The following is a 14,682-nucleotide window of genomic DNA, read 5'->3' on the forward strand; positions in this document are numbered from 1 at the left end:
TAAAACCTCCTAATTAATGGTGACCCAATCATCGCGATGAATCACAATGTCATTATTTTGTTTGGTAGATAATTTATCTTTAATTGCACGATGAGAGAAACGCGTACGACCTTTGCCGATTAGATGTTGACCGTCCAAGCTGTAAACGGAAATGATATCACCCGCTTGAAAAGATTCCTGGACTTTGGTAATACCGGTTAATAATAAGCTACTTCCAGTATGGAGCATCGCATATTCAGCACCAGCATCAATGTTAATACTGCCAGTGGTACGTGCATAAAAGGATAACCATTGTTTCTTTTGAGCCATAATGTCTTCATTGGCAATAAAAAGTGTTCCTTTATTGGATTGCGTGGCTGCATCTGCGATGGCATTCGGATTGGCTGATGAACAGATAAAAACCGGTGTACCGGCTTTGGTTGCTAAGCTGGCAGCAATCAGTTTCGTCGTCATACCGCCAGTACCATTTTTTGTTCCTGCATCGCCGGCCATTTCAAATAATTCAGGGGTAATCTCGTTAATACAATCGAAAAATGTTGCCTGTGGATTTTTCACTGGATTATCGGAATAAAGGCCATCGACATCGGTTAAGAGCACTAATAAATCGGCTTTTAGTAAAGAAGCGACTTGAGCTGAAAGGGTGTCATTGTCACCTACTTTAATTTCTTCTACAGCGATGGTGTCATTTTCATTGATGATGGGAATGACTTGGTTAGAGATTAAAACTTGTAAAGCATTAGCGGCATTACGATAACGTCTTTGATCAGCAAAGTCATCTTGAGTCAGTAAAACTTGTGCACTGACAATTTGATGCTTTAATAAATACTTAGTATATTCTTCAATTAATAAACCTTGTCCTACGGCGGCACTGGCTTGTTTTTCCGCAATGCGAGTAGGGCGTTTTGAAAAACCTAATCTTCTAAAACCAGCCGCGATGGAGCCGGATGTCACTAATACTAACTGATAACCTTGTTGGTGTAAGATAGCTAATTGGTCTGTTATATTAATTATTTTTTGAATATCGATACTGCCATCTGATTGTGTTAATGAGGAAGTACCTACTTTATAAACGATTAAAGGTTGTTTCATATCAAAGGCTCCTTTTCTTATTAACCTTAACTTAACCCATTTTCAAGATAATTACAATATTTTCCTGTATTTTTAATAAAATGAGTGTAGTAGCGAGAGCTTGTCAATCGCTAGACCAATGATAAAGATTAATGGACGATAAACAAGATACCGCTATAACCGACCATACAATCTTTAATATTTTTCTATTGGATTTGATTTAGAATCATCTATGCTCTTTAATATTTTTCTATTGGATTTGATTTAGAATTATCTATGCTCTTTAATTTTTTCTATTAGATTTGATTTAGAATCATCTATGCTCTTTAATATTTTTCTATTGGATTTGATTTAGAATTATCTATGCTCTTTAATTTTTTCTATTAGATTTGATTTAGAATCATAGCAATTTAAATCATTGTGTGGTAAGATTATTTATGGAATCTTCAAGAGGAGGTAATACCTTTGTATAATGCATTATTAATCGCATTGATGGTGGTAGCTGTTTTACTGATTTTATTAGTAGTTTTACAACCAGCGAAAAGTAACGCTGCCAGTACATTAACCGGTGGTGGCGCTGATCAACAAGGAAGACAAAAAGCGCGCGGCTTTGAAGCTTTCTTAATTAAAGCGACATCTGTTCTAGGTTTTGTGTTCTTTGCTTTAGCCCTTGCGTTGGCCTATTTATCAGCTAAATAAGATTTTTGAACTATGATAAACCCTTATTTTATGCGTTTGTCATAGTTTCTTTTTTTGCAGTGAAATAGTAAATAATGTACAATAAAAAGGAGTAGGAGTGTGAAAGATGAGTGAAACAATCTTAGAAAACAGTCGGTTTTATCAAGTTGAAGGAGCGAGTACAGGCGTTATTTTATTTCATGCTTATACAGGATCGCCGAATGATTTTTTATCCACGGGACGATTCTTACAAAGAGCGGGCATTGAAGTGCTATGTCCTACTTTTAAAGGCCATGGTACGGATGATATTTACGATATTTTAGAAGCTCATCCCGATCAATGGTGGGAACAAGCACAAGCAGCATTACATTATATGCAAGGGCGTCAATATGAACGATTATTCGTATTTGGTTTGTCGCTTGGTGGCATCTTTGCGACACGTTTATTAACGGAAAACCATCAAACTAATTTGGCGGGTGGCGTGTTTAATTCTCCCGTTTTTACTGCTCAACAAATTGATGTTGGTTATTTCTTCGAACAATATGCACGTCATTTATATGAGAAGCAAAATCGCTTAGATGAGTACCAAGTGGAAAAGGACCGTATAATGAGTCTTTATCGTGAACAAATCGAGTCGATTTCTTACTTTGCGATGTCCTTTTATATGGAATTATCACAAATTACCAGTCGCTTTTATTTAGCCCAATCAGGTGAAGATGAAATGATTGATCCAGAAGATGCGTATCTAGTTAGAGATGCGTTAACGGGTGCGCAAGAAGTCGATTTCCAATGGTTTGAACATAACACTCATGTCATCACTACTAATCGAGAACGCTCTGCGTTTGAACAATCCCTATTAGCCTTTATCCAAAGATAAAATTTAAAATAAGAGAGGAGGCTCACGATGTCATTAACAAGTTTTGAACAAGAACTTTTAGCATTTTTTAGAGCCAATCAAGAAACAGGATTTACAATTAATCAACTTGCAACTGAATTTAAGATGCAAGGAGTTAAAAAATATAAAAAGCTCGTTAAAGCCATTACATTTTTACAGCACATTCAAGAAGTGGAAATGGTTAATGGCAATAAATTTAGATCCGTACAAACGTCTCATAATTTAGTAACAGGAACATTCCGCGCCAATAACAAAGGATTTGGTTTTATTACTTATGAAGAAGGAGAACCAGATTTATTTGTCCCACCAACCAATACGGGGGCAGCGATGAATGGCGATATCGTCGAAGCACAAATTATAAAACAAGTTGATCCTGAAACAGGCAAAGGCTCGGAAGCGATGGTTACGAAAGTCATTGAAAGAGTAACTAAACAAATGGTTGGTGAATTTTTCAGTTATAATCAAGATGAGCGTGAACAGACCGGTTATTTAGGCTATATTGTCCCTCAAGGAGAATATGGTGAAGAGGTCAAAATAATGGTCTTGCCTGAAGGGATTCATCCGGCAGATCATACTATTTGTATTATTAAGATTAAAGAATATCCCACAACCGACAACCCTAATCTTTTAACAGGTTTAGTATCGAAAGAGATTGGTCACCGTGACGCACCAGGTGTCGATATTTTAGCAATTCTGTTTCAGTTTGGGATTCCGCATGAATTTCCGGAAAATGTAATAGCAGAAGCAGAAGCAGTTCCACAAGAAATTGACCCTAAAGATTTAGAAGGACGTCGTGATTTAAGAAATGAATTAATTATCACGATCGACGGTGCGGACGCTAAAGACTTAGATGATGCGATTTCATTAGAAAAAAATGACGATGGTACCTTCCAATTAGGTGTTCATATCGCTGATGTTTCGCATTATGTGAAAGAGGGATCGGCCATTGACCGTGAAGCCTTTGAACGTGGAACCAGTGTCTATTTAACAGACCGTGTGGTGCCAATGTTACCGCAACGTCTCTCTAATGGTATCTGTTCTTTACATGCCAATGAGGACCGTCTAACTTTGACTTGTGACATGAAAATCGACACCCGAGGAGAAGTCATCGACTATGAGATTTATCCAAGTGTCATTAATTCATCCTATCGAATGACCTATGATGCGGTCAACAAGATGATTGATGGTGATGATGTAACCAATCGTGAGTTTAGCGAAATCAGTGAAATGGTACAAGAGATGGCGGAGTTGCATCATATTTTAGAAACAAAAAGAACCAATCGTGGGGCATTGAATTTTGATGCGCCAGAAGCTAAAATTATTGTTGATGAAGAAGGTCACCCGCTGGATATTCAATTAAGAGCCCGTTATACAGGCGAAAGATTAATTGAATCGTTTATGTTATGTGCTAATGAAACGGTGGCTTACGAATATACTAAGCGTCAATTACCTTTTGTTTATCGTATTCATGAACAACCCAAAGAAGAAAAAATGTTACGCTTTGCGGAATTTGTGACCAGTTTTGGGATGGTATTAAGAGGGAACGTAGCGCAAATAGAACCGCGTCAATTACAACAGGCGCTTAAAGCTGTCGAAGGGGAGCCCTTTGAACAAGTGGTGTCAACGATGATGTTACGCAGTATGCAACAAGCTAAATATAGTGATTTACCGGCGGGACATTATGGATTAGCGGCTGAAGACTATACCCACTTTACTTCACCAATCCGTCGTTATCCGGATTTAATGGTTCATCGCTTAATCCATCGCTATTTAGTCAATCAACCAAGTGCCAAAGAAATTGAAAAATTAGAAGAAAAATTACCTGGCATTGCAGAACATGCTTCAAAAATGGAACGACGTGCAGTAGATGCTGAACGCGAAACCGATGCATTGAAGAAAACTGAATATATGATGGACAAAGTCGGAGAACAGTATGAAGGGATGATTAGCTCGATTACATCATTTGGAATTTTTGTACAATTACCGAATACTGTTGAAGGCTTGATTTCTTTAAAAGATTTAGACGATGATTATTATGAATTTAATCCCCAACATATGGTATTAATCGGACGTAATCGAGGCAATATTTATCGTATTGGCCAAAAAGTGACCATTGAAGTAACGGCTGTCGATATAGATGAACGTAATATTGATTTTAAATTAATTAAAGCTGAGCCCATGGAAGGTTTGAGGCCCATTAGTTTATCTAAACAAAAAAGCAAAAAAGATAAAAATAATCGCCCAAAATCGAAAAAAGATTTTCAACGAGCAACTGGAAGAGAGAAAGCTTATTCAAAGAGTAAAAACTCCAAAAATAAAGCGAGTAAATCCTCAGCGGAAAAATCTTTTAAGATTCGTAAGCGAGGTAGATAAGGTAGGTGGAGTCGATGGCACAACCTGGAAAGGATAAGCCATTAGCGCAAAATCGTAAGGCGCGTCATGATTATGAAATCATTGAGACTTACGAAGCAGGTCTAGTATTAAAAGGGACGGAAATTAAGTCCATCCGTAAAGGCAAGATGAATATTCAAGATGCTTATGTCTCGATTCATCAAGGTGAAGCTTGGTTAAAAAATGCGCATATAAGTGAATATGATCATGGAAATATTTTTAATCACGATCCATTACGAGACCGTAAATTATTATTACATAAAGCAGAAATTATTAAGATGTCTCAACAAGTAAAACTAATGGGAATGACGTTAATCCCATTGAAAGTTTATCTTGTCAGAGGACGAGCTAAATTATTGTTTGGCTTAGCTCGTGGTAAGAACAAATATGATAAACGTCATGCTTTAAAAGAACAACAAGCCAAACGAGATATTGACCGCGCGTTAAAAAACAGATAAAATAGACTATATTATTAGAACTGAGTTAATCTTATTCTCATTTGAAATTAATCAAATGGAATTATCTCAGTTCTTTTTTTACAAGGAGGTAAGGTAGATGTCACAACGTTTGAAATTGATTTTTGCTATGATGGTGGTAGGGAGTATTGGTTTATTTGTTCATTACATTGCCTTACCGTCAGCTACTATCGCGATGTTTAGGGCGATTATTGGTTCGCTATATATTTTAGGATGGATTCATTATAAAGGTATCGTTTTTGATTGGCAGGCAATCCGTCAAAATTGGCTCTGGCTATTAATTACTGGTTTTGCGATGGGATTTAATTGGATATTTCTTTTCGAAGCCTATAAATGGACCACCGTTTCGATTGCTACTTTATGCTATTATATGGCGCCCGTCATAATTATTTTATTATCACCATTAGTGTTCAAAGAACATTTGACAAAGGGGCAAATTGGCTTAACCTTGTTAGCAGTAGTGGGCGTTGTGTTTATTTCTGGTGGATTAAATGGTGCTAGCCCTAATCATCTAAAGGGCATCTTTTATGGTTTAGTGGCCGCAGTTTTATATGCAACGATTATGATCTGTAATAAATTAGTTAAAAACTTAGATGTAATGGTTAAAACTTTTGTGCAACTGGCCATCGCGGCAGTTGTAATGGTTGGATATGTCAGCCAGACGAGCGGACTGATGAATATCAAAATGGATTTAACAACTTTCACTTTGGTTTTAATTATCGGCGCGTTACATACTGGCTTTGTGTATGTATGGTTATTTGACTCTTTCGATCGCTTGCCATCACAAACCGCTTCGCTTTTAACTTATGTTGACCCTGTAACGGCAATTATTTTGTCATATCTCTTCTTAAATCAACCGATGACTCATTTACAAATCGTCGGGATGTTACTGATCTTAGGTTCGACCGTTGTCAATGAGCTACTTAAAATAAAGCTTCCGATTAAAGCAGAAGTAAGGAAGTAGCCAGCTTTGCGAGTTTTTCTTTTTAAAGATGAGTGAGAATAATTTGAAGCTTGATCATTGTTCTTTTAATATTATGTGATTGCAAATGCTTACAATAAGTGTTAGTGTAAAAAGAAAAAGGTGAAATTATGGATCAATTAAGACTTAACAATATGACCTTAACCTGGTTAGATGGAGGTCAAACAGCTTTAGATGGGGGTGCCATGTTTGGGGTTGTCCCGAAACCTTTATGGTCTAAAAAATATCCCTGTAATGACAAGAACCAAATTGAATTAGCAACGGATCCTATCTTAATACAACATGAAGGGCAAAACTATTTAATTGATGCGAGTGTTGGGAATGGAAAATTAACCGATAAGCAAAAACGCAATTATGGCATTTGGTCAGAGCCACAACTAGAAAAAAGTTTAGCTGAGCTAAGTTTAACAGTAGAGGATATTGATGCTCTATTAATGACGCATTTACATTTTGATCATATTGGGGGCTTAACCATACCGAATAATAAAGGCGAACTGGTTTCACGCTTTCCCAATGCAAAAATATATGTATCGGCCATCGAATGGGATGAAGCACAACATCCAAATATCCGATCAAAGAGCACTTATTTTGAACAAGATTGGCATGCAATCGTCTCACAAGTGGAGACGTTTAATCAAGAATTGGTCATCAATGATGCGATTAAAATGAAGCATACGGGTGGACATAGTAATGGCCATGCAGTGGTTATTTTAACTGATGGCCAACAACAAATCATTCATATGGCAGATTTGATGCCAACTCATGCTCATCAAAATCCGCTATGGGTTTTAGCATACGATGATTATCCAATGACTTCTATCTTGGAAAAAGAAGCCATTTTGAAAGAAGCTTATCAAAAGCAAACGATCTTTACTTTTTATCACGATGCCTATTACCGTTGGGTACAATGGGATACTCAAGGCAAGAACATTATCAATTCGGCAAGACGAAATATGCCAAATTACATCCCATGGTTTAAATAGACGAAGGAGTAACTGGACCAAAAATTAAGCATCAATAGAGTAGGCAAAGAGAGTCATTGAGATGATTTTCATTAATTGCCTACTCGTTTTGTTGGTGCTAATAAGTTAGCACAAACATTAGTAGAAAAGTTGACACAAAGAGGGGCAATAAGGTTTACGCAAGTATTAGAAATGAAGTTGACGCAATAGTGGGGAATAAGGTTTACGTAAATATGGACAATAAATTTTACGAAAACACAGGAAATTTAGTTTAAACAAACACGGGAAAATAAGGTTTGTGCAAATATTGGAAATGAAGTTGACACAATCATAAGCAAAAAGAGTCTACGTAACTATAAACGCGTCTTCTTAAACAATAAGCTCAACTTATTGTTTTTATGATTAAAAGCTATTAGACGGACATTCCTTAATGGTTTAATATTAAATTAGATAATGAAAGCGTTTAAAACAAGGAGTGTTGATGATGACCCAATCAGTGGAAGAATTAGCAAAATTATTGTATCCTGAAGATGTCTATAATGAGGCAGCCGCTTTAACTTTAGGTGAATTAAAAGTGCTACAACATTTAAGAATGGAGTTAGAAGAACGCGTACGGCCAATTTTAATTAAATGCTATGAAAAAGCGCAATTACCACGTCAGGAAATCTTGACGGCTTTTCGCAATGCTCGCATTATGGATCACCCGAGTCTTTTTGAGGGACGGGATGAAAAATGGCGTGTACGGGAAATTTATAATGCCTTTCTATATTTAGAAATGGCGCGTTTTGATCCCTCGGTGGCGACCTTTTTTACCGTTCATGGAGGTTTAGGGTATAATACAATATTAATTGGGGCTAATAAAGCTCAACGCGAACGATATGGAACAGCTATTCGTGAATTTACAGCTCAAACTTGCTTTGGTTTAACAGAACCGGATCATGGTTCTGATATTGCTGGCGGATTAGCCACAACAGCTGAAAAAATCGGTGAAGAATGGATTTTAAATGGTGAGAAACGTTGGATTGGTGGAGCAAAAACAGCTGACTTTATTCCCATCTTTGCTCGTGATACCGAAACGAAGAAAATAAAATGTTTTATCGTACCAGGAGATGCCCCCGGTTTAAGTGTTGAAGATATTCAACATAAAATCGGTTTGAGATTGGTGAATAATGGCCATATTACCTTAAAAGATGTTAAAGTACTTGATGCAGATCGCTTAGAACATATTAATGGCTATGGTGATGTGGCAAAAATCTTTATCCATACGCGGACTGATGTTGCTCATATCGCAATGGGAACAGCGGCTGGCGCCTTTAATGCAGCCCTTAAGTTAACCATGACCCGTGAACAATTCGGACGTAAGTTAGCAGGTTTCCAATTAGTCCAAGAAAAATTAGCGCGTATGCAAGCAAATGTCGTAGCAGCGATTAGTTATTCAACACGTGTAGCGAACCTACAAGAAAAAGGCATCCACGAAATGAAAAAATCATCATTGGCTAAGATGCATAATGCTTTAGTCATGCGTGAGACGGTTGCGCTTGCTAGAGAAGTATGTGGAGGTAATGGCATTACTTATGAAACCGAAGTGGCTAGATTCTTTACCGATGCGGAAGCAATCTATACCTATGAAGGCACTCATGAAATTAATGCGATGATTGTAGCACGAGAATTGACCGGTATCGGCGCCTTTGTCTAACATCATTCATTAATTTAAATGATTGTTCTATAAAATTTTACAAAACAGCTTGAAAAGATTATGATAGTTAAATAAGAAGAAAGTGAAGTAAGGAGGTATTCAATGACAGAAGTCGTGATCGTTTCTGCCATCAGAACCCCGATCGGCAAATTTGGTGGGTTTTTTAAAAATACAGACGCCGTTCAATTAGGAACCAAATTAGTCCAAACGGCTATTGACCAATTAAATTTACCGGTGGATGCAGTAGATGAAGTGATTATGGGAAATGTACTAGGTGCTGGCTTAGGACAAAACATTGCGCGTCAAATTGCCATTAAATCAGGGTTATCAGAAACAACCAATGCCTATGTGGTGAATAAAGTTTGTGGTTCGGGATTAAAATCAGTTATTTTAGGTGCTCAGTCCATTTTGTTAGGAGACAATGAAATCGTCATTGCGGGTGGAACTGAAAATATGTCACAAGCCCCTTATTTAGATTTATCAGCGAGATGGGGAGGAAGAATCGGACATCGACAATCCATCGATATGATGCTCAGTGATGGTTTAACCGATGCTTTTAGTCAAGAACATATGGGGATTACTGCTGAAAATATTGCTGGAAAATATCAAATTAGTCGCGAAGAACAAGATGAATTTGCAGTATCAAGCCAACAAAAAGCGGCTAGTGCTATTGATGCAGAGCGTTTTAAGGAAGAGATAGTTCCTATTTCAATTCCGCAAAGAAAAGGTGACCCAATCGTTATTTCAACCGATGAAGGGGTGCGCCCAGATACTACCAAAGAAGCTTTAGCAAAATTACGTCCCGCTTTTAAAAAAGAGGGCAGTGTCACAGCTGGTAATGCTTCTGGATTGAATGACGGTGCAGCGATAGTCGTGATGATGTCGAAGGAAAAAGCAGAAAGCTTAAACCTGAAACCACTGGCAACCATTAAATCGTATGCTACGGCTGGAGTTGATCCAGATTATATGGGACTTGGTCCAATCCCTGCAACCGAAAAAGCTTTGCGTAAAGCGAATTTATCAGTAGAAGAACTGGAATTAGTTGAAGCCAATGAAGCCTTTGCTACTCAAGCTATTGCGGTAACAAAACAATTACAATTAAATCCAGAAATCGTGAATGTTAATGGGGGCGCCATCGCATTAGGACACCCAATCGGCGCTAGTGGAACGCGTGTTTTAGTAACCTTAATCCATGAAATGATGAAGCGAGACGCTAAAAATGGTTTGGCTACTCTCTGTATTGGTGGTGGGCAAGGTATCTCGCTGATTGTCAGTCGATAAAAGTAGGGCAGGGATTACATTGCAACAGGTTTATAAAATGTTGGTCTTTTCCATGTCATAGAAAATAGCTTAGTTCATTCGGAGTGGAGGAGAGTATTTAAGAATAGCCCATTCAATCTGGAATAGTTGGTGGAAGATGTTACTTCCCACTAGTTATCGTTGAGTCCCCATACCTTGTAGCAATTGTGATGCTAATATAAATGACTCTAGCAACGCCTTAACCCGGTTTTGCTAGAGTTTTTTGTATTATATAGATTAATGCATTGCTTTAGTTCTAGCTTTCCCGTAGGAACAGGCAATAGCCGTTTTTTCTGGAAAAAAATACCAACTGCTTTACATTTCTACTTATAGTGATGAATTTAAAAGATAGCTTGCAGATGTCTTTTACACACCGATGCCCACTACAAAATATAAAATATTCAGTGCTCTTAAATAATGATTTATGCACGAAATGTCATTTTCAAACAGCATCCTCAAACAGCATCATCCCAAAGACATAATTTGAAAACGTAAACCTAAACATTCTATTTGATTTTATATAAAAAAATGTTTAATATGGAAAAGTAAAGAAAAGAAGGGGGAAGAAAAACAAGATGAAATATATTTTTAGTTATTTGAAAAAATACCCAAAACTGCTTGCATTGGATGGCCTTGGGGCTGTTTTTTTTGTGGCGATAAACCTAGGTTTACCAACCATTCTTGCACGTATGATTGATGAGGGCATTTTGCCTAAGAACCAAGAAAGACTTTATTTTTGGGCTTTGATGATGTTTATTTTAATCATTGCCGGACTGTTCGGCCGCATCATCTTATCTTATGCTTCTAGTAAATTAACGACCTTAATGATTAAAGAGATGCGTAATGACTTATTTGATAAAATCCAACAATATTCTCACCATGAATATGAACAAATTGGTGTTTCATCCCTAGTCACACGTGTTTCAAGTGATGCCTTTGTATTAATGCAATTTGCCGATATGTCCCTAAGAATGGGTGTCGTTGCCCCCTTAATGATGTTCTTTAGTATGGTGATGATTTTAATTACCAGTCCTTCATTAGCTTGGTTATTATTAATTGCGGTTCCAATCATTGGTTATTCTATCTATTGGATTGCGGTTAAATCGCGGCCTTTATCGGAAAAACAACAAGCTACGTTAGATCGTGTTAATCAATATGCCAGAGAAAACTTAACGGGGCTACGAGTCATTCGTGCTTTCGCTCGTGAAGAATATCAAGAAGAGCGTTTTGAAACTCAAAATACAACTTATGCTGATACATCTAAAAAACTTTTTAAATTATTAGGCTTAGCTCCAAGTTTATTTACCCATGTTTTAATTTGGATTATTGTCTTAATTATGTGGTTTGCTTTAAAACCGATTGAACAAGGTAGTTTACAAGTAGGGAATTTAGTAGCTTTCATTGAATATGCCTTTCATGCCTTATTCTCCTTTATGCTATTCGCAAACTTATTTATGATGTACCCACGTACAGCTGTTTCGGCTAGTCGTCTACAAGAAATATTAGACTTACCCATTTCGATTGATCCAAATCCTAATGGTATCACCGAAACTGAACAAAAAGGCTACTTAGAATTTGATAATGTCACCTTTGCATATCCTGGTGAAACCGAAAGTCCAGTCTTACATAATATTAGTTTTAAAACCAAACCGGGTGAAACCATTGCTTTTATTGGGAGCACCGGTAGCGGAAAATCGACTCTCGTTCAGTTAATTCCACGTTTCTTTGATGTCAGTTTAGGAAGAATTCTAGTAGATGGCGTTGATGTTCGCGATTATAATTTGAAAGCATTGCGTCAAAAGATTGGTTTTATCCCACAAAAGGCTTTATTATTTACGGGAACAATTGGCGAGAACTTACGCTATGGTAAATATAATGCAACTGATAAAGAATTAGAAAAAGCCAGTGATGTATCGCAAGCAAGTGACTTTATTAAACGAACTCAAGAGCGATTTCAAACACATCTTTCTGAAGGTGGTGTTAACCTTTCAGGAGGGCAAAAACAACGCCTTTCGATTGCTAGAGCGGTAGTGAAACAGCCGGAAATCTTTATCTTTGATGATAGTTTCTCAGCTTTGGATTACCGTACTGATGCGGAACTAAGACGTCGTCTAAAAGAAGTTACTAAAGAATCAACAGTATTAATCGTTGCCCAAAGAGTAGGGACGATTATGAATGCCGATCAAATCATTGTTTTAGATGAAGGGGAAATTGTCGGACGAGGCACCCACGAAGAATTATTAAAAACAAATCAAATTTATCGAGAAATTGCTAATTCGCAATTAAATCAACAGTCAATGGCAGAAGAGTAGAAAGGGGCGATATAAATGAAACAACGTAATGTCTTTTTAAGAGCGTGGGATTATTTGAAACACTATCGCTCTGCGGTATTTTTATCTTTATTTTATACAGTATTTGCAGCCATTATGAATGTGCTAGAACCTTATGTATTAGGTTTGATTATGACGGAGATTACTCAAAATGTCACAGAAATGATGCAAGGCGTTCCAGGTGCAGGGATTAACTATCGTTTTATCCTAATCTGGTTAGTCATTTACTTCTTTAGAGGGTTATTATGGCAAACAACCACTTATGGTTCTAACTACTATATTACGGAAGCAGTACAAGGAGCGATGCATGATATTCGTCGCGATTTAAATTCGAAATTAAATAAACTACCTGTTTCGTATATTGATGGTCATTCATTTGGTGATTTATTAGGACGTTTAACGAATGATGTTGAGTCTGTATCCAATGCTTTACAACAAGGTGTTTTACAAATCATTAATGCGATTTTAAGTATTGTGCTTGTTATCGTGATGATGTTAATTTTAAATCCTTTATTAGGTACCATCATTTTTATTAGTATGCCTATTTCCTATTTTGTAGCGCAAGCAATTTTGAAAAAATCACAACCTTATTTCAAACGACAAGCTAAAATCTTAGGAGAAATGAATGGTTATATTCAAGAGAATTTCTCTGGCTTTAATGTCATTAAATTATATGGTCGTGAAGATAATGCACGTGAAGACTTTCGTCGTATTACGGATGACTTAGAACAAACTGGTTTTAAAGCAAGTTTTATTTCATCTTTAATGGTGCCTTTTGTCAGCATCGTCTCTCATATTACTTATTTATTATTAGCCTTCTTTGGTGGTCAAATGGTGATGGCAGGTAAATTAACGATTGGTAACTTGCAAGCTTTTGTACAATATGTATGGCAAGTCAATCAACCGATTCAAACAATTACTCAATTATCGGGTCCATTACAAAGCGCTAAAGCAGCTCTTGATCGTATTTTTGAAGTGTTAGATGAAGAGGAAGAAGTGTCAGAAGTTACTCAACATTTAACCAAACCTTTAACAGGGCATGTGCAATTCGACAATGTTTCCTTTGCATATAATCCAGATCAACCCTTAATTCAAAACTTCAATGTGGAAGTGCAACCCGGAGAAATGGTGGCGATTGTCGGGCCAACCGGTGCCGGTAAAACAACGATGATTAATTTGTTAATGCGATTCTATGACGTCACTAAGGGTTCTATTAAAGTGGATGGCATTGATATTCGCGATTTACCAAGACAAGAATATCGTCAACAATTCGGTATGGTTTTACAAGATGCTTGGTTATATGAAGCAACCATTAATGAAAACCTACGCTTCGGTAATCTTGATGCGACCGATGAAGAAATTGTAGCAGCAGCTAAAGCAGCCAATGTCGATCATTTTATCCGTACTTTGCCAGGTGGTTATCAAATGCTAATGAATCAAGAATCAAGTAATATTTCATTAGGACAAAAGCAATTATTAACCATCGCCCGTGCGTTATTATCGAATCCAAAAATCTTGATTTTAGATGAGGCAACCAGTTCAGTCGATACACGTTTAGAGCAACTTATTCAAAAAGCAATGGCTCGTTTAATGAAAGGGCGGACAAGTTTTGTGATTGCCCATCGACTTTCAACGATTCAAGAAGCTGACCGTATTTTAGTGATGAAGGATGGTCAAATTATTGAACAAGGGAACCATCAAAGCTTATTAGATCAAAAAGGCTTTTATTACGAATTGTATCAAAGTCAATTTGCGAAATAAGCACCGTCGAGGTATGACTGAACAGAATTAAAAAGTTTAGGTCCAGCCTCAGTAACAGGTAGTGACAAAGCTATCAAATGAATTGCAATCCTAATTTTGATTGCGAAGATTTTGATAGCTTTTAAATTTGATGCTGGTTAGTTG

At 37.0% G+C, this 14,682-nt stretch carries 11 protein-coding genes; 10 read left to right on the forward strand and 1 reads right to left on the reverse strand.

Going from position 1 to position 14,682, the window contains the following annotated elements:
• Nucleotides 1–9: 9 nt before the first annotated feature.
• Nucleotides 10–1,089: a glutamate 5-kinase gene (gene proB / locus B5D12_RS04320; RefSeq protein ID WP_078755662.1), complete on the reverse strand. Its 1,080-nt coding sequence runs from the start codon at nucleotides 1,087–1,089 to the stop codon at nucleotides 10–12.
• 444 nt (nucleotides 1,090–1,533) lie between these two features.
• Here proB and secG point away from each other — a divergent pair, with 444 nt between their 5' ends.
• The 10 genes from secG (at nucleotide 1,534) to B5D12_RS04370 (ending at nucleotide 14,538) form a co-directional block, all read left to right on the forward strand.
• Entirely contained in the window at nucleotides 1,534–1,767 is a 234-nt protein-coding gene (gene secG, locus B5D12_RS04325; RefSeq protein ID WP_066124205.1) for a preprotein translocase subunit SecG, read from the forward strand.
• 106 nt (nucleotides 1,768–1,873) lie between these two features.
• Nucleotides 1,874–2,623 carry an alpha/beta hydrolase gene (locus B5D12_RS04330; RefSeq protein WP_078755663.1) on the forward strand — a complete coding sequence of 250 codons (750 nt, stop codon included), beginning with the start codon at nucleotides 1,874–1,876 and terminating at the stop codon, nucleotides 2,621–2,623.
• A 27-nt stretch (nucleotides 2,624–2,650) separates the two neighbouring features.
• On the forward strand, nucleotides 2,651–5,014 hold the full coding sequence (rnr, locus tag B5D12_RS04335) for a ribonuclease R (protein WP_078755664.1): 2,364 nt from the start codon (nucleotides 2,651–2,653) through the stop codon (nucleotides 5,012–5,014).
• A 14-nt stretch (nucleotides 5,015–5,028) separates the two neighbouring features.
• A complete protein-coding gene (smpB, locus tag B5D12_RS04340; RefSeq protein ID WP_078755665.1) occupies nucleotides 5,029–5,490 on the forward strand; it encodes an SsrA-binding protein SmpB in 462 nt (153 codons plus the stop codon).
• Between the two features lie 97 nt (nucleotides 5,491–5,587).
• Nucleotides 5,588–6,472, forward strand: a complete 885-nt coding sequence (locus tag B5D12_RS04345) for a DMT family transporter (RefSeq protein ID WP_078755666.1) — start codon at nucleotides 5,588–5,590, stop codon at nucleotides 6,470–6,472.
• Nucleotides 6,473–6,600: 128 nt separating this feature from the next.
• Entirely contained in the window at nucleotides 6,601–7,473 is an 873-nt protein-coding gene (locus B5D12_RS04350) for a YtnP family quorum-quenching lactonase (RefSeq protein ID WP_078755667.1), read from the forward strand.
• 463 nt (nucleotides 7,474–7,936) lie between these two features.
• Nucleotides 7,937–9,148 carry an acyl-CoA dehydrogenase FadE gene (gene fadE, locus B5D12_RS04355; RefSeq protein ID WP_407645207.1) on the forward strand — a complete coding sequence of 404 codons (1,212 nt, stop codon included), beginning with the start codon at nucleotides 7,937–7,939 and terminating at the stop codon, nucleotides 9,146–9,148.
• A gap of 102 nt (nucleotides 9,149–9,250) precedes the next feature.
• Nucleotides 9,251–10,429 (forward strand): acetyl-CoA C-acetyltransferase, encoded by a 1,179-nt coding sequence (locus B5D12_RS04360; RefSeq protein ID WP_078755669.1) that lies wholly within the window; start codon nucleotides 9,251–9,253, stop codon nucleotides 10,427–10,429.
• Nucleotides 10,430–11,022: 593 nt separating this feature from the next.
• Nucleotides 11,023–12,759 (forward strand): ABC transporter ATP-binding protein, encoded by a 1,737-nt coding sequence (locus tag B5D12_RS04365; RefSeq protein ID WP_078755670.1) that lies wholly within the window; start codon nucleotides 11,023–11,025, stop codon nucleotides 12,757–12,759.
• A gap of 15 nt (nucleotides 12,760–12,774) precedes the next feature.
• A complete protein-coding gene (locus B5D12_RS04370; protein WP_078755671.1) occupies nucleotides 12,775–14,538 on the forward strand; it encodes an ABC transporter ATP-binding protein in 1,764 nt (587 codons plus the stop codon).
• The last annotated feature ends 144 nt before the right edge of the window (nucleotides 14,539–14,682 follow it).

Origin of the sequence: Globicatella sulfidifaciens DSM 15739 (assembly GCF_900167405.1) — a bacterium.
In the GTDB taxonomy this organism is placed as follows: Bacteria; Bacillota; Bacilli; order Lactobacillales; family Aerococcaceae; genus Globicatella; species Globicatella sulfidifaciens.

Bases quoted from the DNA above. Each gene is read 5' to 3' on its own strand.
- B5D12_RS04360 (WP_078755669.1), top strand. From the start codon at position 9,251: ATGACAGAAGTCGTGATCGTTTCTGCCATCAGAACCCCGATCGGCAAA.
- B5D12_RS04350 (WP_078755667.1), top strand. From the start codon at position 6,601: ATGGATCAATTAAGACTTAACAATATGACCTTAACCTGGTTAGATGGA.
- B5D12_RS04345 (WP_078755666.1), top strand. From the start codon at position 5,588: ATGTCACAACGTTTGAAATTGATTTTTGCTATGATGGTGGTAGGGAGT.
- smpB (WP_078755665.1), top strand. From the start codon at position 5,029: ATGGCACAACCTGGAAAGGATAAGCCATTAGCGCAAAATCGTAAGGCG.
- proB (WP_078755662.1), bottom strand. From the start codon at position 1,089: ATGAAACAACCTTTAATCGTTTATAAAGTAGGTACTTCCTCATTAACA.
- B5D12_RS04365 (WP_078755670.1), top strand. From the start codon at position 11,023: ATGAAATATATTTTTAGTTATTTGAAAAAATACCCAAAACTGCTTGCA.
- fadE (WP_407645207.1), top strand. From the start codon at position 7,937: ATGACCCAATCAGTGGAAGAATTAGCAAAATTATTGTATCCTGAAGAT.
- B5D12_RS04330 (WP_078755663.1), top strand. From the start codon at position 1,874: ATGAGTGAAACAATCTTAGAAAACAGTCGGTTTTATCAAGTTGAAGGA.
- rnr (WP_078755664.1), top strand. From the start codon at position 2,651: ATGTCATTAACAAGTTTTGAACAAGAACTTTTAGCATTTTTTAGAGCC.
- B5D12_RS04370 (WP_078755671.1), top strand. From the start codon at position 12,775: ATGAAACAACGTAATGTCTTTTTAAGAGCGTGGGATTATTTGAAACAC.